Genomic DNA, 21,838 nt, shown 5'->3' with positions numbered 1-21,838 from the left:
TGAAATTGGAACATCAGGACAAAATATCACAGATACTTATGGAGGAACTTATGAGATACTTAATATCCTTTTGTGGATTGTTACTAGTTTTTGCCTTAGCATTATTAATGAGTAAAAACAAAAAAGAAATAAAATATAAATATATAGTGATTATGTTGATCATCCAATTTTTATTGGCAGCTTTACTACTTAATACAACGGTCGGCTATGTGCTAATCAAAGGAATCACCAAAGTGTTTGATCACTTATTGTCCTATGCAAATGCAGGTATATCCTTTGTTTTTGGTGGCTTAGCAAATGAAGGCGAATCACCCTTCTTTTTAACAGTTTTATTACCGATCGTCTTTATATCTGTTCTGATTGGGATCTTGCAGCATTTTAAAATTCTTCCTTTTCTGATGAAATGGGTAGGTTTATTTTTAAGTAAAGTAAGTGGCATGGGGAAATTGGAATCCTATAATGCTGTTGCTTCCGCTATGGTAGGTCAATCCGAAGTGTTCATAACTGTTAAAAAGCAATTAGATAAGATTGCACCACAACGTATGTATACATTATGCGCTTCTGCTATGTCGACTGTTTCGATGTCAGTAGTTGGAGCTTATATGACGATGATTGAGCCAAAGTATGTTGTTACGGCCATTGTATTAAACCTGTTTGGTGGATTTATTATTGTTTCCATCATTAATCCATATACTGTGGATGAAAAAGAAGATATCTTAACAATTGAAGATGAACAGAAGCAAGCGTTCTTTCAAATGATTGGCGAATATATTATGGATGGCTTTAAAGTAGCCATCATTGTTGGGGCAATGCTTATTGGTTTCGTAGCATTAATGGATTTAATCAATTCATTATTCGATATGATTATCGGTATATCTTTCCAAGAAATATTAGGCTATATCTTTGCGCCAATCGCTTTCCTAATGGGTATCCCATGGGCAGATGCTGTGGCTGCTGGCGGTATTATGGCAACCAAATTAGTAACAAACGAATTTGTTGCTATGATTAACCTTGGCGATGTTGCCGAGTCCATGAGCGAACGTACATTAGGTATTATTTCTGTATTCCTCGTATCTTTTGCCAACTTTTCATCAATCGGGATCATTTCGGGAGCTGTAAAAGGTTTGAATGAAAGGCAAGGGAATGTCGTTGCTCGATTTGGACTAAAGTTGTTGTACGGTGCTACACTCGTAAGTATCCTAACAGCTATTATTGTGGGATTGATTATTTAATTGTATCAGGAGCTATTTATTGAACTGCACTCAGTTAGATGGGTGCAGTCCTTATTTTATTGCTTAAGCTCTAAATTAAAAAATGTACATTACTAAAATTGAATTTAGTAATGTACATTTTTACTTTATATCTCTTTATTTTACGACAATATTGACAAGTTTGCCTGGAATAACGATGATTTTCACTAAGCTCTTTCCTGCCATGTATTCTTGAACCTTTTCATCAGCAAGTGCTACTTTTTCAATATCCTCTTTTGAAGCATCTTTTGCTACGACGATCTTAGCACGAACTTTACCAGCAACTTGTACAGCAATTTCTACTTCATCATCCACAAGCTTTGCTTCATCATATGTTGGCCATTGCTCATATGAAAGAGTTGAATCGTGTCCTAATAGTTGCCATAGTTCTTCTGCAATATGCGGAGCGATTGGAGCTAGCATTTTCACAAAGCCTTCAGCATAAGTCGTTGGAATCACATCAGCTTTATAGCAATCATTAATAAAGACCATCATTTGTGAAATAGCTGTGTTAAAGCGGATGCCTTCATAATCCTCTGTCACTTTTTTCACTGTTTGGTGGTATGATTTTTCAAGTGATTGATCGTTAGACACTTGAATTTTTGCTGAAATTGCGCCATCTTCTTCACTGACAAATAGACGCCAGATACGGTCTAAGAAGCGACGTGCTCCATCTAAACCATTTGTAGACCATGCAACAGAAGCCTCTAGTGGGCCCATGAACATTTCATATAAACGTAATGTATCGGCACCATGTGACGTAATGATTTCATCTGGGTTGACAACATTGCCCTTAGATTTAGACATTTTCTCGTTACCTTCACCTAGAATCATTCCCTGGTTAAATAATTTTTGGAATGGCTCTTTTGTATGGACAACGCCTAAGTCATAGAGAACTTTATGCCAGAAGCGAGCGTATAGTAAATGTAATACAGCATGCTCCGCACCACCAATATAAATATCAACAGGTAACCAACGTTTTAGTAACTCTGGGTCTGCAATCGCCTCTGTATTTGTAGGGTCGATATAGCGTAGGAAGTACCAGCTCGAACCTGCCCACTGTGGCATTGTATTTGTTTCACGACGTCCTTTTTTACCTGTCTCTGGATCGACAACATTTACCCATTCTTCAATATTTGCTAATGGTGATTCACCAGTACCTGATGGACGGATATTATCTGTTTTTGGTAGCATTAAAGGTAATTCTGATTCTGGAACTGGCGTAATCGTGCCATCTTCCCAATGAATCATTGGAATTGGTTCACCCCAATAACGCTGACGGGAGAATAACCAGTCACGTAGACGATAAGAAATTTTCTTCTCCCCTACACCTTTTTCCGCTAACCATTCAATGGCTTTCGCAATGCCATCTGCTTTATTTAAGCCATTCAGGAATTCAGAGTTAATATGTTGACCATCACCTGTAAATGCTTCTTTGCTAATGTCTCCACCTTCAAGTACAGGAACAATGTCTAAGCCAAATTCAGTTGCGAATTCATAGTCACGTTCATCATGTGCTGGCACCGCCATAATAGCACCTGTACCATAAGACACTAACACATAGTCAGCAATCCAAATCGGCACTTTTTTACCGTTTATCGGATTCACTGCATAAGTACCTGTAAATACACCTGTTTTTTCTTTCGCTAAATCTGTACGCTCTAGGTCAGATTTCATTTTAACTTTCTCTAAATAAGCCTCAACAGCTTGGCGTTGGTCAGCTGTTGTAATTTGTTCCACTAATTTATGCTCTGGTGCAAGCACACAGTATGTAGCACCAAACAATGTATCAGGACGTGTTGTGAAAACTGTGAAGTTTTGATCAGAACCGTCAATGGCAAATGTCACTTCTGCCCCTTCTGAACGGCCAATCCAATTGCGTTGCATATCTTTAATAGATTCAGGCCAATCAACTTCTTCTAAGTCATCGATTAAACGATCAGCATAGGCTGTAATTTTAAGCATCCACTGCTTCATTGGTCTGCGTTCTACTGGATGACCACCACGCTCTGATTTCCCATCAATTACTTCTTCGTTAGCTAATACCGTGCCAAGTGCTGGACACCAGTTAACAGCTACTTCATCTACATAAGCTAAACCTTTCTTATAAAGCTGGATAAAAATCCATTGTGTCCATTTATAATACTCTGGATCAGTTGTGTTAATTTCGCGATCCCAATCATAGCTGAAGCCTAGCTCTTGAATTTGACGTTTAAATGTCGCAATATTTTTAGCTGTAAATTCAGCTGGATCATTCCCTGTATCAAGTGCATATTGCTCAGCTGGTAAACCAAAAGCATCCCAGCCCATTGGATGAAGTACATTATAGCCTTGCATACGTTTAAAGCGTGATAGAATATCAGTTGCCGTATACCCCTCTGGATGGCCTACATGTAGTCCTGCGCCAGATGGATAAGGGAACATATCTAAAGCAAAGAATTTAGGCTTCGCTGTTTCATTTTCAGTTTTAAATGTTTTGTTATCAGCCCAATATTGCTGCCACTTTTTTTCAATTTGTTCATGATTAAAACTCATTTTTTTTCCTCCTTCGATTGATCGTGCTGCTCTCCATCATAATTGACAAAATATTTAAAAAATAAAAAAACTCGCCCCTTTCTTTATAGAAGGGACGAGAGAATTTGTACTCCCGCGGTACCACCCAAATTAGTGATTACACTCGGCTCAAGCTTCCTTAACGCGGAAGAAACGACACACGCTGTTTCACGCGGGTAGACTCAGAAGGCGAGTTCAACTTGCATTCTTACTAGCTCCCACCAACCGCTAGCTCTCTAAAAAGAACCACAAATCTACTATTCCTCATCACAGTCTTTACATGATATTGCATTTATTCTAATGGAAAGTATTGAAAAGCACAAGCCTTTGTTTACAGCTTACCCATTACTGAACAATTAAATCCTTTTCTTCCTTAGACTTTGATAAATCCTGACATTCATGAAAAGCAAAGTGCTGACAACCAATACATTGATTGACGTTTAAATAATGGAAAGCTTTTGTAATCGCTTCTCCAGTATGCTGAAAAAAATGCTGCGCGCCTATTTTATCGTAAAGTCCATTGTGCTGAAGAGCATCCTTTAAATCTCCTTGCACACCCGTTACCAAAATAGTACCGCCCTGTGCTGTATAATTTTCAATGATATTGCTAAAATATGCTTCTCCAGTAGAATCCATAAAGGGCACTTTCCCCATCCGTAATATCAAAACTCTTGGTTGCTGATGCAAAGTACTTTCAATTGTTTGTTCAAACATTTGTGCAGCACCAAAAAACAACGGCCCTTCAATTGTGTACATACTAATTTGCGGGCAATCATGCTGCTGATGCACTACATGTGGCTGTACCTTTTCACTTTTATTTGAATGATCTGGAAGTACTTTTGTAACAACAAGCTTTTCACTCATGCGTTTCGCAAATAATAGCACAGCCAGCACAAGCCCTACCTCAACTGCTAATGTAAGACTAGTGAATACCGTTAATAAAAAGGTAATCAATAATACCAGTGAGTCGCCTGATTTTAGTTTTGCGATATGTGAAAAATGATGTCGTTCACTCATATTCCAAGCTACGACCATCAATACCGGAGCCATGCTTGCTAACGGAATATGAGATGCATATGGAGCTAATAACAATAATGTGATTAAAACAAACACACCATGAATGATACCCGACATAGGAGATACTGCGCCTGTTTTGATATTGGTCGCTGTGCGTGCAATGGCGCCTGTTGCTGGAATACCACCGAATAAAGGCGTCACAATATTAGCAATCCCCTGACCAATTAACTCACGATTACTGTTATGCTTACTATTTGTCATCCCATCCGCCACAACTGCCGATAATAGAGACTCAATACCACCTAGCATTGCAATGACAAACGCTGGGCCAATAAGTTGTTGTAATCGTTCGAGCGTGATGTTTGGTAAGGCGAAATGAGGTAATGTATTAGGAATTTGCCCATAAGCCGTTGCAATGGTAGCAACTTGTCCTGAAAAGAAGAAAGTTGCCATAAGTGTAGAGACAACGATACCCGCTAATGCTCCTGGAACCTTTGGAAAAAACTTTGGAGTTATCATTATTGTCGCCAAGCATACGACAGCAGTAAGAATACTATACATATTTGTCGTACCAAGCTGCTTAATGATTTCCTGTATGTTGGCGATAAAATATTCATGCCTTTTAACATTTGTGAGCCCTAGAAAGTTAGCGATTTGACCTGTAAAAATAATCACTGCTATCCCTGCTGTAAAACCAACTGTTACAGGACGTGGAATAAACTTAATTAAAGTCCCTAACTTAAAAAAGCCCATGACACAAAGCAATACCCCTGCCATTAAACCCGCAAGTAATAAATCTTCATAGCCATAGGTAAGAACAATTCCCAATAGAATTGGCACAAACGCCCCCGTAGGCCCACCTATTTGATATTTAGAACCTCCAAAGAGAGAAATAAGAATACCTGCAATGCAAGCCGTATAAATCCCATATTCAGGTTTCACACCCGATGCTATGGCAAAGGACATGGCAAGTGGAATAGCAACGATTCCCACAATAATCCCTGACAATAAATCCTTCTTTACATGTTGAACTGAATATCCTTCAAAGCGTCCTGTAAACAGTGACTTCATAGATAAATCTTCCCTTCGAAATAATAAGCAAAGCCCAATTTTTCATCATCATTGATTTACTTATTCTCTTCGTCACCTTCGTTACTTGTCATTTCCTCTAATCTCGAAATGGTATTAACCAAATGGTTATTAAAAATATCCTTTGCCACCCCAAGTAATGCACCAATCATTGGGTCACTTAAAGAATAATAAACTTTTTTTCCTTCCTTCACGCCATAAACAATATTTTTAGCACGCAATACACTTAATTGCTGAGAAACAGCAGAACCCTCTTTCTCTAAGCAATCTTGAATCTCATTGACACTTTTCTGTCCATCTACAAGGAGTTCAAGTATTCTGATGCGTAACGGATGTGCTAATGCTTTGAAAAAATCCGCTTTAAACTGTTGTAAGCCCTCGTCCATAAAAAACCCCTCCATATAACTACATATTCAAATATTTGAATATGTATGATTGTAATCCTGTCACAACATTTTTTCAATATCTACTATTAAAAAAAGAACAAAAACAAGTGCTTAACACTCGTTTTTGCTCTTTTCAGTGCGACATTATTAATCTGCTACTATTTTGTTCTTCTTTAAAGGATAATCGTATGTTAAACATGGAATAATCGCCAATAGTACGATGACCACCAATGTTAAAACGAGAGGAATCATGCCAAATTGATCTACCATAATACCACCAAATAGTGGACCAATCATCCGTCCTCCAGTAGCAGCACTATTGATAATCCCTTGATAGAATCCTTGACGACCTTTTGGTGCCAGTTGATTAGCAATCGTTGGTAATGCAGGCGTATAAAACATTTCACCAAATGTTAAGACAAGCATCGCTGCTCCAAACATTTTAAAATCGTTTGCAAAGGCAATAATACCAAAGGAAAGTGCAATCAGCGTTACACCAAATACTAACTGACGCTTTAAATTGTGTTCCCACCGCTTTACGAGCGGTGCAATGAGTGGTTGCCCAATGACAATTAGAAGACCGTTGATTGTCCAAAGTAAGCTATATTGCTTTAATCCCAATCCTAAATCTTGTGTATAAGATGAAATGGTTGCACTCCATTGAGAATATGCTAGCCAGCATAAAACGGAGGATGCACTAATTATTAACAAAGCATAGAAAGGTGCCTTGTTTACGATTCGCTTACTTTCGCTCAAGACATTTTTAGGTGCAATACTGCCCGCCTCCAAACGCTTAAATGTAAATAAGGCAATGAAAAAGAATAAAATATACATACCTAAATTCACTTTAAACACATAGTCAAATTGATAATCTGCCACTATACCGGCAAGAGCGGGACCTACGGCAACACCGACATTTTGTGCTAAATAGATAGTATTAAAAGCCTTACGTCCACCTTCTGGCCAGGCAGCCCCAGCTAAGGCAAACATACCTGGGAAAACAATGCCCCCACTAAAGCCTAGTATCGTTAAAAACCACACATAATGTGGCCAACCGTGCCAAATTGTTAAGCCAATTAATGAAGCAATCGTTAACAGGATACCAAGCATAATAGCTTTATAGCCACCAATTCTATCAAATAAGTAACCACCTAATAGATTACCTAATACTCCAGCAGCAGAATTCAGCATTAAGACAAAACCAGCCATAGCTAAAGATTTGCCTAAATAATCATGCATATAAATGGCATTCAAAGGCCATAAAAAAGAGTTGCCTGTTGTGTTCACAAGCATTCCGATAATTAAAAACCAAACACGTTTTGGCATAGGATGACCTCCATTATTTCGCTTCTCTAAATAGTTAGTGTATGCTGAAATACTTAAAAGTACAAGGAAAATAATTTTACCTTTTTTACAAGACTTCTATCCTATTTTCAATCGTATTTAGTTTTGTCCCTTTCCATTTTTCTTTATCCAAATCATGATATTACCCTTACCCCATGACGGAACGAAATGCACATGATAGAATAGAGCGTTAGAGGAGTGAAATAAATGACAGAGACGAATTTTCCTTTTCCTTCAGAGGGGAAAAGATACTATACATGGAATCGCTATTTACGTGACCAATTTGGTCATAAAGTATTTAAAGTGGCATTAGATGCAGGATTTGATTGCCCTAACCGCGACGGCACAGTTGCTTTCGGTGGCTGTACATTTTGCAGTGCTGCAGGTTCTGGTGATTTTGCTGGTAATAAGGTAGATCCAATTGATGTTCAATTTGCTGAAATCCGAGACAAAATGCACCAGAAATGGAAGGATGGCAAATACATGGCCTATTTCCAAGCCTACACAAATACACATGCCCCTTTGCCAGTTTTAAAAGAAAAATTTGAAGCAGCTTTAGCGCAAGAAGGTGTAGTAGGTCTTTCTATTGCTACTCGTCCTGACTGTTTACCCGATGATGTTGTCGAATATTTAGCAGAGCTAAATGAGCGGACGTATTTATGGATTGAGCTCGGTCTACAAACGGTGCATGAGAAAACGGCTAATCTTATTAATCGTGCCCATGATTATGCAACGTATGTGGAAGGCGTTGAAAAATTGCGTAAGCATGGCATTCGTGTTTGCTCACATATCATTAACGGATTGCCTCTCGAAGACTATGACATGATGATGGAAACGGCACGAGCAGTTGCACAATTAGATGTCCAAGGCATTAAAATCCACTTACTTCATCTATTAAAAGGAACGCCTATGGTGAAGCAATATGAAAAAGGTATGCTAGAATTTTTAGATCAAGATGTATATACAAAACTAGTAGCAGACCAATTAGAAATTTTACCACCAGAGATGGTCATTCATCGTATTACAGGTGATGGACCGATTGATTTAATGATTGGACCCATGTGGAGTGTAAATAAATGGGAAGTACTGAATGGCATTGATGCTGAGCTTGAACGTCGTGGTAGTTGGCAAGGGAAGTTGTATAAGGCAGAGGTTATGAAATGATACTACAACGCGTTTTACAATATGCCCAGCAGTTATTAAAAGATAATATAAAAGAGGGAGATACAGTTGTTGATGCAACTGCTGGAAACGGCCATGACACATTGTTTCTGGCACAGCTTGTTGGGGATGAAGGGCAAGTTTATGCCTTTGATGTCCAAAAAGAGGCGGTTGACGCGACACTCCTCCGACTTTTAGATCATGGTTTAGAACATCGAGCACTCGTTTTAAATAAAGGGCATGAAGAAGTTACACAGTTTGTACACAAGCCAGTAACTGCGGCAATCTTCAATCTCGGCTATTTACCTGGTAGCAACCATGATATTATTACAAGACCTAATACAACAATCCAAGCCATTGAGAATATATTAAAGCTCTTAAAAGTGGGCGGTTTGATTGTTCTTGTTATTTATCATGGTCATCCAGGTGGAAAAGAAGAGCGTGATAAGGTCATTGATTATGTAAGCCAACTGCCACAAAAATATGTTCATGTCTTAAAATATGCATTTCTGAATCAACAAAATGATCCACCCTTCGTCATTGCATTAGAGAAAATGAAAGAACATCCTATTCAATAATTACATGCTAAAAGGCGATCAGCCAGTTTCTATCAAACTAGCTGATCGCCTTGCTCTTTATCTACTTGTTATTGCGTTTTTCATTATAGTCAACCCAGAAATCTGCACCTTTAATTCCTAGTTTACGAGGATCAAAGACTGGGTCTTTTCCTTCTTTTTTCTGTTTCTCGTAATCTTTTAATGCGACAATAGCTGGTTTCATGATAATTAAAATAGCTATAACGTTAATCCAAACCATCAAACCAAGACCTACATCTCCCATTGCCCATGCCAGACCAGACGTACGGATTGTACCATAAAAGGCTGCAACTAAAATGGCAATTTTCGCAATCCAAATGAATACCTTTTCTGTGCTACCTCTAAATAAGTAAGCGACATTTGTCTCTGCAATATAGTAGTAAGCCATGATTGTTGTAAAGGCAAAGAAGAATAACGCAATGGCTACAAATGGAGCACCAAAGCCAGGTAATGATGAGTCAACTGCATATTGTGTATAGGCTGCACCTGCTTCAATACTTTTCGCAAAAGTCATTTGCTCATCGCCTGCTAATCCACCACTATTAAATTCTCCAATATGGATAAATGGATCTGCTCCCTCAGCTGCCTTTTCATCTTGTACATTGTACATGCCTGTAAATAAAATCATAAATGCCGTAGCAGAACAAATTAATAATGTATCAATATAAACAGACGCCGCTTGTACAATCCCTTGCTTAGCAGGATGTGATACTTCCGCAGCTGCCGCAGGGTGAGCACCAGTTCCTTGACCAGCCTCATTAGAGTAAATTCCACGTTTAACACCCCAAGCAATCGCTGAACCAATAATGCCTCCAAAAATTTCTTGAGCCCCAAATGCACTAGAAAAAATTAATCCGATAACCGTTGGTACTTGTGAAATATTCATAAAAATAATGATAATGGCCATAATGATATAGGCTAATGCCATAAACGGTACAATAATCTGGGCAGCATTTGCGATTGATTTAACACCCCCGATGATAATAGCACCTAATAAAACAACAATAATAAGTCCTGTGATCCATGTTTCCAAACCGAAAGCGTTTTCAACAGCACCTGCGATGGCATTCGACTGCACACCAGGCATCAAAATTAACATTGCTATTAAAGCCGCCACAGCAAAAATAACTGCAAACCATTTTTGGCCCATTCCTTTTTCTATGTAAAAGGCCGGTCCACCACGATATTCTGTATCTTTCTCTTCTTTATAGATTTGAGCTAATGTTGACTCTACATACGCGGTAGCCGCACCTATGAAAGCGATTGCCCACATCCAAAAGACAGCACCAGGTCCTCCCATTCCAATCGCTGTCGCAGTACCAGCAATATTACCTGTACCTACACGTCCTGATAATGCGATAGACATTGCTTGGAATGAAGATATTCCCTTTTCTGACTTCTCCCCTTTAAACATTAAAACAAACATATCTTTAATGTGCCTTACTTGTAGGAACCTTGTAATAATTGAGAAAAATAACCCAATTAATAAGATGCCATAAATAAACCATGGTCCCCATAAAATACCATTCAACTTCTCTACAATTACATCCATTTTACCCCTCCAATTTGAATTACCTTACTTTAAGTCATTATAGTATTACACTTTTCTGAAAATTACAATATTATTTTTAAGTAACAATATTTAAGTAAGTAACCTAGTAAATGGAAGGGTATAAACCTATTTAATTATATAACCAATTCTTCGAAGAGCATTATTAATAAAATCTCGTATATACATAAAAATCTCTTCGCGCTCTCCCTCATGAAATAAATTATGATAACAATTTGCCCATTCTTTAAACTGAAATTCCGTGAATTCCTGTTGATGAAGCCAATTTCGAGTTTGGCGAGTGTCCGTAATTTTATCCTTCTCAGCTGTCATAATTAGCATAGGCATATTAGGCATTTCACCTTTAGGCAGCATCACTAAATTTTTCATCATCTGCTGAAGTTCTCGATACCATTTCACAGAAACTACAGTCATGAGCGGTACATCATCTTTCATTTCTTCTCTGCCTTCAACACTACGCGTTAATTTCTCTAATGTAATATCATGTGTCAATTTAACATTGGCCGTTAACGCACTTAGACTTGTTAAAGCATTTGTTAATTTACCTGGTAATAGCTTTAGTTGCAACCAAGGTGATGTTAAAATAATGCCTGCACATTCATATTGTCTCTTTTGCAGTGTATGGAGGATTAATGTTGCACCTAGTCCATGCCCTATTACAAAGGTTGGTAAATTATATGAAAAAGCATTTTCAATCAGGTTTCTTGTATACTTATTGTACAATTTGAAGTCTTCATCATGGACTCGAGCAAACCTTGCATTACCCCCATGATTCGGTAAATCTCCCATGACTATGTGGAAGCCTTCTAATCTTAATTTCTCTATCAGCCATGCATACCAACGGTGATTTTCATAAGCACCATGAAGAATAGCAATCACAGCTTTTGCTTGTCCATCAGCTTCCCATTTCCACATTACATAGTCCTCCTAAAAAATAATTACACTTTGATTATATCGAAATAAATAGCACATTTTAATTTTATATTTCCATAAAGTTGCGTATTTGATACGATAATACTACATTATAGAAAGAAAAGAGGCGATTTTCATGATTTATCCATTTAAAGATAAAACGCCAAAGATCGATCCGTCTGTTTTCATTGCTGACTACGCAACTGTTACGGGCGACGTAACAATTGGCGCCGAAACAACCATTTGGTTTAATACGGTTATTCGTGGTGATGTTTCCCCAACGATTATTGGTAAACGTGTCAGTATCCAAGATCTTTGCTGTTTACACCAAAGCCCAAAATATCCGCTCATTATTGAAGATGAGGTAACAGTTGGACACCAAGTCACTTTACATAGTTGTACAATTCGCAAAAATGCCTTAATCGGTATGGGATCCATTATTTTAGACGGAGCTGAGATTGGAGAAGGTGCATTTATTGGAGCTGGAAGCCTAGTACCTCCTGGTAAAGTCATTCCTCCAAATAGTTTAGCATTAGGTCGTCCAGCAAAAGTTGTCCGAGAATTAAATGCTGAAGATAAAGAGGATATGGAACGCATCGTACGAGAATACGCAGAAAAAGGTCAATATTATAAATCACTTCAGAAATAAATAACCTACACAAAAAATCAATACTAACGAAAAAATCCCTCGCGTTTTCGTGTACCGAATATGTTCACGAATCCTAGCGAGGTATTTTTGTAAAAAAAACAAAAGGAGCAATGTTGCCCCTTTGCTTATTAATACATCAGAATAATTTTCTAATGACTTCATTACTTTAGTTCAATAGTTTATAAACGTGCTTTTTCTCGTAGCGCGTCTGCTTTATCAATTTGCTCCCATGGTACATTTAAATCTGTACGACCAAAATGTCCATACGCAGCAGTTTGTTTATAAATTGGACGACGAAGATCAAGCATTTTAATGATACCTGCTGGGCGTAAATCGAATAGCTCGCGTACCCATTCAACGATCTCGCTTTCTTTCACTCTACCTGTGCCAAATGTATCGACAGCAATGGAAACAGGCTGAGCAACGCCAATCGCATAGGCAAGTTGCACTTCAGCACGCTCTGCTAAGCCAGCTGCTACGATGTTTTTCGCTACATAACGTGCTGCATATGCCGCCGAACGGTCTACCTTGGTTGCATCCTTACCTGAGAAGGCACCACCACCGTGACGTGCATAACCACCGTATGTATCAACAATGATTTTACGTCCTGTTAATCCAGCATCACCTTTTGGCCCACCAATTACAAAACGGCCAGTTGGATTGATGAAGTATTTCGTATTAGCATCTAATAATTCACTCGGTACAACTGGTGCAATAACAAATTCTTTTAAATCTGCTTGAATTTGTTCAAGTGTTGCTTCTTCATCATGCTGTGTTGAAATAACAATTGTATCCACGCGAACCGGTACATTATTGTCATCATATTCAATCGTTACTTGCGTTTTACCATCAGGACGTAAATAGGCAAGTTCACTTGATTTACGTACTTCTGTTAAACGGCGTGCTAATTTGTGTGCCAAGCTAATTGGTAATGGCATTAGCTCTGGTGTTTCATTACATGCATAGCCAAACATTAAGCCTTGGTCACCAGCACCAATTGCTTCTATATCAGCATCTGTCATAGAGCCTTCACGTGCCTCTAATGCCTGATCAACACCTTGAGCAATATCAGGTGATTGTTCGCCAATTGCCACAAGCACCGCTAAGTTCTCAGCATCAAAGCCATATTTACCTCGTGTATAGCCAATTTCAGCTACAGTGTCACGAACAATACCTTTAATATCCACATAAGTAGAAGTAGTAATTTCTCCTGCTACTAATACTAATCCTGTTGTTACAGTTGTTTCACACGCTACACGTGCATTTGGATCTTCTGCTAAAATAGCATCTAAAATGGCATCCGAGATTTGGTCACAAATCTTATCTGGATGTCCTTCTGTTACACTCTCTGATGTAAACAGTCGACGGTTTGTCATTTGGTTTTCCTCCTAAATACTCTTACAATAAGTAGTTGTGTATGAATACGGTACTCATTACCCATGTCAAGTCCGCTCCTAAGGATTGAACTCTCAAGCCGTTACTGCTGCTTTTAACACGAGGATTTCGAAAGATCCGTCATTATAATAAGGAAAGAACTACATATACTTACCTTTACATTGATTTTTAACAATAAAAAAATCCTTTTCTCACGTTACTTTACATGAGGAAAGGAATAATGACTGCGTAACCTTTCACTCTTATCGTTCAAGGGATGTTCCCTTGCATCAGGTTGGCACCAACGCATGTCGTGAAATAGTTCATGCAGGTTGCCGGGTTTCACAGGGCCTGACCCTCCACCAGCTCGGGATAAGAGTATCCGTTCAATCTCATGTTACTGAAAAGGTCGAACGTTGTCAAATATTTTCTTATGTATTACTGTATAGAAAGGAAAGAACTTATTACACAAAAACTTTTCATACTTGGATGATGATGTAAATAGAAGCAAATTAATCCCTACAACATACCTAGCTACTTGTGGTAACATATGTGTGGCTCAATTTTCGTGCCTAATTACAGTAGGATTGATGGTATTCTACTCGAAAAACATTATTTTTTGTCAGTTTATTGAAAAGTGGTAAAAACTCTAAAATAATTTCTTAATTAGTATAGATTATTTAAGCAATTGTGTTATACTATTTTTGAAATTAAGAAAAAATCCCTCTAAATCAAGGGAATACTATAAAAAAGGATGGTATTTAATCGATGAATTCAGTAGAAATTGCAAACGAACTGAAGGAATTATTAAACGGCGGTAACATTAATGTTCAACTTTCAGTACCACAATTAGCAGAAAAAGCTACATCTCGTGGTGAAGCAATGTTAACAGTAGATGGCGCAGTTCGTGCAGAAACTGGCAAATACACTGGTCGTTCACCTAAAGATAAATATACGGTAGAAGAAGAAAGCACAAAAGATCAAATTGACTGGGGTAAAGTCAACCAACCGATTTCTTCTGAAGTGTTCGATAACCTATATGTAAAAGTAATAAAATATTTAAAAGAACGTGACGAGTTATTCGTATTCAAAGGCTTTGCAGGTGCTGACAAAGACTCACAATTAAGCATTCAAGTTATCAATGAATACGCATGGCACAATCTTTTTGCTCATCAATTATTTATCCGTCCAACAGCAGATGAATTAGCTTCTCATGTTGCCGACTTCACTGTCATCTCAGCTCCTAACTTTAAAGCAGATCCTGCGGTTGATGGTACTGCTTCTGAAACATTCATCATCGTATCACTTGAAAAGAAAATTATTTTAATTGGTGGTACAGAATATGCTGGTGAAATGAAAAAATCTATCTTTGGTATCATGAACTACTTATTACCACAACAAGGTATTCTTTCAATGCACTGCTCAGCAAACGTTGGTGAAGCTGGCGATGTAGCGTTATTCTTCGGTCTATCTGGTACTGGTAAAACGACGTTATCAGCTGATCCTGATCGTAAGCTAATCGGTGACGATGAACACGGTTGGTCTGATAATGGTGTATTCAACATTGAGGGTGGCTGCTATGCAAAAACAATCAACCTTTCTGCTGAAAAAGAACCAGAAATCTACAATGCAATCCGCTTCGGCTCTGTATTAGAAAACGTAGCTGTTGATCCAGAAACTCGTATTTGTGACTATGATGATGGTTCACTAACAGAAAATACACGTGTAGCTTATCCAATCCAATACATCGAAAATATCGTTGATCCTTCTGTTGCAGGTCATCCAAAAACAATCATCTTCCTAACAGCTGATGCATTTGGCGTATTACCTCCAATCAGTAAATTAACAAAAGAACAAGCGATGTATCACTTCCTAAGCGGGTTCACTTCTAAACTTGCTGGAACTGAACGTGGTGTGACTGAGCCAGAACCAGTATTCTCTACTTGCTTCGGGTCTCCATTCCTTCCACTTCCTGCAACAGTATACGCAGAAATGTTAGGACAAAAAATTGACGAGCACGGTGCACAGGTATACTTAGTAAACACTGGTTGGACTGGTGGCGAATATGGCACAGGTAGCCGTATGAAACTATCTTACACACGTACAATGGTCCGTGCAGCAATCGATGGTAAATTAGCAGATGTTGAAACAACACAAGATGCTGTGTTTGGTTTACACATTCCAAAAGCAGTTGAAGGCGTACCTTCAGAAGTGTTAAATCCTCGTGAAGCTTGGGCAGATAAAGCTGCATACGATGCAAAAGCTGCTGAGCTTGCAGGCTTATTCAACGAAAACTTCAAGAAATTCTCAAACGTTTCTGAAGCCATCACTACACTTGGTGGTCCATTAAAATAACGTCTATATAAAAGACAAAGGGAACAATTTATTCGTTCCCTTTGTCTTTTTGTTTTCTCTATGCTTTATTGTTGTTTCATCCACTTGCAAAGAGCACGGACAGTTTCACGATTTTTTGCTGGTGGATATTGATGTGCATAGTTAAGATCATACCAAGTTTCGAATGATTTATTTGCTTCCTCTAAAAAAAATGCCAATTGTCTGGCATGTTCAATATCCACATTTTCATCACGATAGCCATGAATGATAAGAACGGGAGCTGTTATACGCTCTATCTCAAAAAGTGGTGTTCTTGCATCATACGCTTCTGGTACACGATTAGGTGTTCCTCCAATAACACGCTTCATCATTCTGCGCATATCTGTACGTTCCCAATAAGTGGCCGTTGCATCAGAAACACCTGCCCATGTTACAACAGAAGTAATATCCCTTCTTAAAATAGCTGTCCACAGAGCCATAATACCACCTCGTGAAAAACCAAAAACATGGATATTGTCATTGCAGAATTGTTTGAGTACATCTACGGCATAGACCGCATCGTAACGGTCTGCCCCTGCAAACTCGTCACGCCCCTCTCCCCCACGATTCCCACGATAATATGGGGCAAATACGATAAAGCCCTGCGCCGCAAATTGTGCAATACGAGAGGGTCTTACCATCCCAATGCTTTGCATGCCGCCTCTTAAATATAAAAAGCCATCATATGTACCTTCAGTCTTTGGCTCTGCTAATAATCCTTTTATACGTAAGCCCTGTGAAAGATAGGTTATTTCCGTTAAACGGATAGCTGGATTTGGTGAAGGATAGGGGCGTTTTTCGATAATATCACCATTGTGTGTCACGATGTTTCAGCTCCTCCAGCATTTTCTTCATCCCCTCATCCTTCATGTGAAAACTCAAGTTAGGATGCTGAGCAAATTCTTCATCAGTTAACCAAAGCATGCCTGACGTTTCTAAATCAAATTCTATATCCTCTTGCGCCAAAAATTGTGCAGTGAAAACGGATTTACAAAAAACGTTTTCATCATACACTGCATACTCTGCAAACCATTGAAGATTTTTCACATGAACACCCGTCTCTTCAAAAACTTCTCGAATCGCCGCCTCCTCTAAGGTTTCCCCTTCTTCTAATTTCCCTCCTGGCACTTCTACACCACGTCGTTTATGGACAGTACATAACCATTTATTTTCATGCTTTAAAAGGACAAGGACGTGTTTAGGTTCTACTTTAAATTCGCCTCTTGTAAAACTCAAATCTACTTGTAGGCCATGTAAATCTGTAAATGTTAACATCTCTTCAACCTCACGTTCTTTCTTGTTGCAAAACAAAAGTTACTTTCTTTATCATTACTTCTATTTTATGGACGGAATTTAATCATCATTCCTATTCCTATCTATATTAACTATATTGTAAACCTACAATGACAAGCAACCCTAAGCTACAGTCTTGTAAAGCATGAAAAAAAGCGTGCTTCATAGGAAGACACGCTTTTCTTTAGATTACTTGCTGACCGTCAAAATAGACGATAGGACTTTTCACAACACAATCAATATGAACATCTGACGCATTGGCTCCACCAAATGGCGCATTACTGCCAAAAGCGATATGGATGGTCCCATACACCTTCTCATCCTCTAATACATTGCCACATAGGATAGCACTTTTATTGGCTCCGATGCCAAACTCTGCAATGACTCTACCATTGCCTTCACCAAGTAATGCCAGTAGTCGTGGACCATCAGGACCGATTGCTTCTTCTAAGCGACCATTCTTTATTTTTAATAATAATGGCTCCTTTAAAACACCAATATTAGCAATAGAGCCATCTACTAAAATCTCTCCATTCGCAGATGTTTCTATTGGTGCAATATACGATTCTCCTGAAGGAATATTCCCGTACTCACCAGGTTGACGAATAACCCCTGTAGAACGAATTCCGAAACGGCCGTCTACACTAAACGTCAGCTCATGACCATCCTTGACAATACGAATATCTTTTGTCGTATTAAGTAAAAGGACATATTTTTCTACCGTAGCTTCGATCTCCTGTGCATCTGCATGAAGGGCACCTTGCTCCAGCATCTCCAATGTTACCCCTGGCATTGTTGCTACACGTCCACCCTTTTCACAGGCATGTTTACGAGCCAGTGTATGTGTTAGTGAGTGGGAGGTAATACACAGTGTAACATCGGCATTTGCCATAAGCTCAGAAACTGCATGGATTGGCTCCTGCCCAGATTTCTCTAACAGGGGCATCACCATGAACATTGTATTTGCAGTAATTGACAGTCCAGCTTCATAAAAAATTTTTGCGATGTCTTGTTTGTGGCTATCTGTCAAAATTAATAGTGACTCAGAAGATTGAACATTTAAATTGCCTTTTAAAACATTTAGTGCAATATCATGTAAATGATGCATAATAGGGCTCCTTAATTAAAATTCAAATGATATCTACGAATAATTCCTTCTATTTCATTTCTAGCTTCCGTTAAAGGTCCCAAAAAATCAGGAACACGTTGCTCTGTAAAACGATAAATTGGTCCAGAAACGGTAATAGACGCTACGACCTGTTCCTCACTATTAAATATAGGCATAGCTAGCGCCAATACATCGACCGAATACTCACTGTTACTAAGTGCATAGCCACATGTTCTAATTTTTTCTAGCTCTGCCCTTATTTCTGTGGCATCTGTCATCGTATTATTTGTATAAGCTGTTAATGGTTCATCTATGACCTTTGCAATTTGCTCTTCATTTAAAAAAGCAAGCATTGAACGGTAAGATGCTCCTACATACAGTGGCGATCTACTTCCTCTTGAAACTGTAAACTTCACCTTATTTACAGGCTCTGCTTTCAGTAATGTTAACGCTTCCAGTCCATTCAGTACGGTAAAAATAGCTGTTTCACCAGTGACATCCTTTAATTTCTCAAGAACTGGCATACATAGCTGATCTATGTTTAATGAATCATACATATTCATACCTATTTCCCATAATGCAATACCAAGAGAATATTTTTTTGTTATAGGATCTTTTGTTATAAACCCATTATTTTCGAAGGTTTCAAGAATGCGATATAAATTTGTATGATTCATGTTCATCGCCAGTGCTAACTCTCGACCACCCCATGTGGGCTTTTCCTTTGTAAACATTTTTAAAACCGCAATTGATAAATTTAATGTCTTTAGCATATCTCTCATCCTTCTGAACTATTTATCTGTACAAACGGCTGCAAATCTCTCTCTTAAGGGGGAAATAATCGACAGATTTAGCAGCCGTCAGCACCTGATATCACTTTATCAAAAGTAAGAGAGTAGCTAATCTCTTACTTTTGATATAGGAAATCAACAGCAGCAGTTATATAAACTTTTGCACAGCGTACGATATCCTCAACACGCACTTTTTCATTATAACCATGAATACTTGGTAAATAAGCTGGGCCGTATTGCAATACAGGAATATCATATTGTCTGAAATGACGAGCGTCACTACTTGCCCATTGCATGACACCATATGCCTCTTGCCCTGTAACATATGATATATTTTCCACTATCGATTGGCATACAGGATTTTCAGCAGGCGTATAATTGGCTACGCTTTTAAAGCCAAAACGTTGGATTGAATAATCGATAGCCAAGCCATCTAGTTTAGTTGTCAAGATTTCTGTTACTTCTTCTTGTGTAATACCAAATGGTAAACGACAATCGACCTGGACCTTACAGTAATCTGGGATTACGTTTGACTTCGTACCTCCCTCAATTGTACCAATATTTACAGTAATTTTCTCTAAAACTTCTTGATATTTCAAGCGATCTTTCTCCACTTCACGCATGTATTTTTTTGATACCTCGATAAGTGGCTGTACCTCTTCAGGAATTGTGATTTCTACATCCCATAGTGTACGAATCTCTTGTATAGCTCGGATTGCATCAACAATGGCATTTCGTCCAGCCAATGGTGATAGGCTTCCATGACCAGGTTCCCCACGCACCTCTAATTCAAACCAGTAAGAGCCCTTTTGTCCAATAGTTGGGTTTAGAGGTGAAGAGGGCTCAGCGATTAAACAACCATCTCCCTGCACATAGCCTCGCTCTAACAGCCAAGGAACACCAAATTCACCGCCAGTTTCTTCATCTGGTACGATCGCCAAAGTTAATTTCCCTGGTAGTTCAATGTTCAGTTTCTTTAATAACTTTGTTGCAAAAATAATACCTGCTAAACCGGCTTTCATATCACTCGCCCCGCGTCCAAGCATCCAGCCATCCTTCACTTCTCCTGAAAACGGATCAAAATCCCATTTTGATAGATCACCGACAGGAACAACATCGGTATGGCCACAATAAACGAGTTCTTTTCCTTCCCCATTTCCAATAGAAGCTACTAAATTAAACATTTTATCAGCAGCTTCATATTTTTGATAAGTAATGCCTACATCATTTAAATAGTTTTCGATAAAAGCTGTTATTTCAGTCGTATCCCCTGGAGGATTGACACTTGGAATTTGAATGAGCTTTGAACAAAACGCTATCAATTCATCTTGATGATTTTCAACTGCCTCTACTAATTGAGCTTTAAGTGCTTGTAAATCATTCATGTGTGTGTACCTCGTTTCCTTTCGTTTGTAGATGACTCATGCTACCATATAAGCCTTTCATATGTGTAAATTGTGTTTCATCAAAGAAAGAGCATTTATTAGCACCGTAAGTTTTTGCTACCTCTAACACAAATCGCACAACATTTTCTACATCTGTGACATGGGTTGCACCTGTTGCACAGCCTGCCACAACAGATTCAGTTGTAATCGCTACACCTACAACAGGGCTAGATGTTGCAACTGCTGGTTGTAAAATACTATTGATATGGAATAAACCATTACCATAGGGTGTAATGTCTTGCATCGTGATTGGCAGGACAACTGGAGAAATGCCAGCAGATTGTGTATATACGTGCAATAAATCATCACTAATTTTTAATATGTAACCTTCTTTGACAGTTGGCGTTATCGCAAATCCTTTATGGTTACATACTTGATTGCCTTTTGTTGTATCAATTGATAGAATAGCATCCATTGTATCTTCTACTTCATTTTCGTTCATGACACTAATATCCACTGGCGAGTTCATAAATGGCACTGGCTCATGTGGTAAGGTTGGAGCTGTTGGACAAATATGTGTGGAGAATATAACGTCACCCTCTAATTGATCACCCTTTAAGGCCATATCAATAGCTTTTGCTGCTCCTGCCAGACATGCCAGTGCGCCGTCTCCATCTGATACAAAGCCTGTCATTTCAGGGCGTGCTCCGATACCACCTAATCGTCCAATAATTCCTAATGTAGGTGCATTTCCGCCAGAGGATTTGCCATTCTTTCCTTTCACGAGTACGCGAACAAAATCTGTTGAGCCGCTTTCGCCTTGAATAGTTTTTACCTTGACATCTGCTGTGGAATCAATATTGTGTAAATACTTCTTAATCGTGTCTCCGTTTACATAAATACTATCCATTACCTCGTATAATTCAATAACATGCTTCAATGACATAATCAGTCCGCTCCTTTTTCTGCTTCAATAAATTTTATCTT

Annotated in this window: 18 protein-coding genes, 1 riboswitch and 1 other annotated feature; of the genes, 5 read left to right on the top strand and 13 right to left on the bottom strand. The window is 38.6% G+C overall.

All coding sequences use genetic code 11. The features are described 5' to 3' along the window. Positions 1–50 precede the first annotated feature (50 nt). Positions 51–1,232 carry a NupC/NupG family nucleoside CNT transporter gene (locus tag VK91_RS04275; RefSeq protein WP_048391105.1) on the top strand — a complete coding sequence of 394 codons (1,182 nt, stop codon included), beginning with the start codon at positions 51–53 and terminating at the stop codon, positions 1,230–1,232. A 135-nt stretch (positions 1,233–1,367) separates the two neighbouring features. On the opposite strand, the gene leuS is transcribed toward VK91_RS04275, so the two are convergent. From leuS to VK91_RS04255, 4 genes are all read right to left on the bottom strand, one after another. Next, positions 1,368–3,785 (bottom strand): leucine--tRNA ligase, encoded by a 2,418-nt coding sequence (gene leuS, locus VK91_RS04270; RefSeq protein ID WP_048391102.1) that lies wholly within the window; start codon positions 3,783–3,785, stop codon positions 1,368–1,370. An 87-nt stretch (positions 3,786–3,872) separates the two neighbouring features. Beyond that, positions 3,873–4,083: a binding site (T-box leader), on the bottom strand. A 65-nt stretch (positions 4,084–4,148) separates the two neighbouring features. Further along, entirely contained in the window at positions 4,149–5,891 is a 1,743-nt protein-coding gene (locus VK91_RS04265; RefSeq protein ID WP_048391100.1) for a SulP family inorganic anion transporter, read from the bottom strand. 56 nt (positions 5,892–5,947) lie between these two features. Then, complete coding sequence (locus VK91_RS04260; protein ID WP_048391099.1) at positions 5,948–6,295, bottom strand: helix-turn-helix transcriptional regulator; 348 nt, start codon at positions 6,293–6,295, stop codon at positions 5,948–5,950. A 147-nt stretch (positions 6,296–6,442) separates the two neighbouring features. Continuing rightward, positions 6,443–7,621 carry an MFS transporter gene (locus tag VK91_RS04255; protein WP_048391096.1) on the bottom strand — a complete coding sequence of 393 codons (1,179 nt, stop codon included), beginning with the start codon at positions 7,619–7,621 and terminating at the stop codon, positions 6,443–6,445. Between the two features lie 225 nt (positions 7,622–7,846). On the opposite strand from VK91_RS04255, the gene VK91_RS04250 reads away from it, so the two are divergent. After that, positions 7,847–8,803: a TIGR01212 family radical SAM protein gene (locus VK91_RS04250; RefSeq protein WP_048391094.1), complete on the top strand. Its 957-nt coding sequence runs from the start codon at positions 7,847–7,849 to the stop codon at positions 8,801–8,803. Further along, complete coding sequence (locus VK91_RS04245) at positions 8,800–9,378, top strand: class I SAM-dependent methyltransferase (RefSeq protein WP_048391092.1); 579 nt, start codon at positions 8,800–8,802, stop codon at positions 9,376–9,378. The genes VK91_RS04250 and VK91_RS04245 overlap by 4 nt, the downstream gene beginning before the upstream one ends. Positions 9,379–9,439: 61 nt before the next feature. Here the strand turns inward: VK91_RS04245 and VK91_RS04240 are convergent, their stop codons facing one another. After that, the gene (locus tag VK91_RS04240) at positions 9,440–10,948 is read right to left on the bottom strand and encodes a sodium:alanine symporter family protein (protein ID WP_048391090.1); all 1,509 of its coding nucleotides are present in this window, start codon (positions 10,946–10,948) and stop codon (positions 9,440–9,442) included. A 126-nt stretch (positions 10,949–11,074) separates the two neighbouring features. Beyond that, entirely contained in the window at positions 11,075–11,881 is an 807-nt protein-coding gene (locus VK91_RS04235) for an alpha/beta hydrolase (RefSeq protein WP_048391088.1), read from the bottom strand. 133 nt (positions 11,882–12,014) lie between these two features. Here VK91_RS04235 and VK91_RS04230 point away from each other — a divergent pair, with 133 nt between their 5' ends. Continuing rightward, positions 12,015–12,527 carry a gamma carbonic anhydrase family protein gene (locus VK91_RS04230; RefSeq protein WP_016994472.1) on the top strand — a complete coding sequence of 171 codons (513 nt, stop codon included), beginning with the start codon at positions 12,015–12,017 and terminating at the stop codon, positions 12,525–12,527. A 179-nt stretch (positions 12,528–12,706) separates the two neighbouring features. On the opposite strand, the gene metK is transcribed toward VK91_RS04230, so the two are convergent. Beyond that, positions 12,707–13,903: a methionine adenosyltransferase gene (metK, locus tag VK91_RS04225; protein WP_048391086.1), complete on the bottom strand. Its 1,197-nt coding sequence runs from the start codon at positions 13,901–13,903 to the stop codon at positions 12,707–12,709. Between the two features lie 258 nt (positions 13,904–14,161). Continuing rightward, positions 14,162–14,280, bottom strand: a riboswitch (SAM riboswitch). Between the two features lie 389 nt (positions 14,281–14,669). On the opposite strand from metK, the gene pckA reads away from it, so the two are divergent. Continuing rightward, positions 14,670–16,256 carry a phosphoenolpyruvate carboxykinase (ATP) gene (gene pckA, locus VK91_RS04220; protein WP_048391084.1) on the top strand — a complete coding sequence of 529 codons (1,587 nt, stop codon included), beginning with the start codon at positions 14,670–14,672 and terminating at the stop codon, positions 16,254–16,256. A 65-nt stretch (positions 16,257–16,321) separates the two neighbouring features. Here pckA and VK91_RS04215 read toward each other — a convergent pair whose 3' ends face one another. The 6 genes from VK91_RS04215 to VK91_RS04190 form a co-directional block, all read right to left on the bottom strand. Beyond that, complete coding sequence (locus VK91_RS04215; protein ID WP_048391082.1) at positions 16,322–17,098, bottom strand: S9 family peptidase; 777 nt, start codon at positions 17,096–17,098, stop codon at positions 16,322–16,324. Next, positions 17,082–17,549 carry an NUDIX domain-containing protein gene (locus VK91_RS04210; RefSeq protein WP_048391080.1) on the bottom strand — a complete coding sequence of 156 codons (468 nt, stop codon included), beginning with the start codon at positions 17,547–17,549 and terminating at the stop codon, positions 17,082–17,084. The genes VK91_RS04215 and VK91_RS04210 overlap by 17 nt, the downstream gene beginning before the upstream one ends. 202 nt (positions 17,550–17,751) lie before the next feature. Next, entirely contained in the window at positions 17,752–18,675 is a 924-nt protein-coding gene (locus VK91_RS04205; RefSeq protein WP_048391078.1) for an aminopeptidase, read from the bottom strand. 11 nt (positions 18,676–18,686) lie between these two features. Continuing rightward, a complete protein-coding gene (locus VK91_RS04200; RefSeq protein WP_004225962.1) occupies positions 18,687–19,448 on the bottom strand; it encodes an IclR family transcriptional regulator in 762 nt (253 codons plus the stop codon). 134 nt (positions 19,449–19,582) lie between these two features. Next, complete coding sequence (locus VK91_RS04195; protein WP_048391075.1) at positions 19,583–20,851, bottom strand: M20 family metallopeptidase; 1,269 nt, start codon at positions 20,849–20,851, stop codon at positions 19,583–19,585. After that, positions 20,844–21,797 (bottom strand): DUF1177 domain-containing protein, encoded by a 954-nt coding sequence (locus tag VK91_RS04190; RefSeq protein WP_048391073.1) that lies wholly within the window; start codon positions 21,795–21,797, stop codon positions 20,844–20,846. The genes VK91_RS04195 and VK91_RS04190 overlap by 8 nt, the downstream gene beginning before the upstream one ends. Positions 21,798–21,838 lie beyond the last annotated feature (41 nt).

The organism is Lysinibacillus sp. LK3, from assembly GCF_001043675.1.
In the GTDB taxonomy this organism is placed as follows: Bacteria; Bacillota; Bacilli; order Bacillales_A; family Planococcaceae; genus Lysinibacillus; species Lysinibacillus capsici.
The sequence above is the reverse complement of the archived record's forward strand: the minus strand, read 5'-3'. Positions and strand labels throughout refer to the sequence as shown.

Coding starts and splice junctions, on each gene's coding strand:
- VK91_RS04275 (WP_048391105.1), top strand. CDS start 51: ATGAGATACTTAATATCCTTTTGTGGATTGTTACTAGTTTTTGCCTTA.
- leuS (WP_048391102.1), bottom strand. CDS start 3,785: ATGAGTTTTAATCATGAACAAATTGAAAAAAAGTGGCAGCAATATTGG.
- VK91_RS04265 (WP_048391100.1), bottom strand. CDS start 5,891: ATGAAGTCACTGTTTACAGGACGCTTTGAAGGATATTCAGTTCAACAT.
- VK91_RS04260 (WP_048391099.1), bottom strand. CDS start 6,295: ATGGACGAGGGCTTACAACAGTTTAAAGCGGATTTTTTCAAAGCATTA.
- VK91_RS04255 (WP_048391096.1), bottom strand. CDS start 7,621: ATGCCAAAACGTGTTTGGTTTTTAATTATCGGAATGCTTGTGAACACA.
- VK91_RS04250 (WP_048391094.1), top strand. CDS start 7,847: ATGACAGAGACGAATTTTCCTTTTCCTTCAGAGGGGAAAAGATACTAT.
- VK91_RS04245 (WP_048391092.1), top strand. CDS start 8,800: ATGATACTACAACGCGTTTTACAATATGCCCAGCAGTTATTAAAAGAT.
- VK91_RS04240 (WP_048391090.1), bottom strand. CDS start 10,948: ATGGATGTAATTGTAGAGAAGTTGAATGGTATTTTATGGGGACCATGG.
- VK91_RS04235 (WP_048391088.1), bottom strand. CDS start 11,881: ATGTGGAAATGGGAAGCTGATGGACAAGCAAAAGCTGTGATTGCTATT.
- VK91_RS04230 (WP_016994472.1), top strand. CDS start 12,015: ATGATTTATCCATTTAAAGATAAAACGCCAAAGATCGATCCGTCTGTT.
- metK (WP_048391086.1), bottom strand. CDS start 13,903: ATGACAAACCGTCGACTGTTTACATCAGAGAGTGTAACAGAAGGACAT.
- pckA (WP_048391084.1), top strand. CDS start 14,670: ATGAATTCAGTAGAAATTGCAAACGAACTGAAGGAATTATTAAACGGC.
- VK91_RS04210 (WP_048391080.1), bottom strand. CDS start 17,549: ATGTTAACATTTACAGATTTACATGGCCTACAAGTAGATTTGAGTTTT.
- VK91_RS04205 (WP_048391078.1), bottom strand. CDS start 18,675: ATGCATCATTTACATGATATTGCACTAAATGTTTTAAAAGGCAATTTA.
- VK91_RS04200 (WP_004225962.1), bottom strand. CDS start 19,448: ATGCTAAAGACATTAAATTTATCAATTGCGGTTTTAAAAATGTTTACA.
- VK91_RS04195 (WP_048391075.1), bottom strand. CDS start 20,851: ATGAATGATTTACAAGCACTTAAAGCTCAATTAGTAGAGGCAGTTGAA.
- VK91_RS04190 (WP_048391073.1), bottom strand. CDS start 21,797: ATGTCATTGAAGCATGTTATTGAATTATACGAGGTAATGGATAGTATT.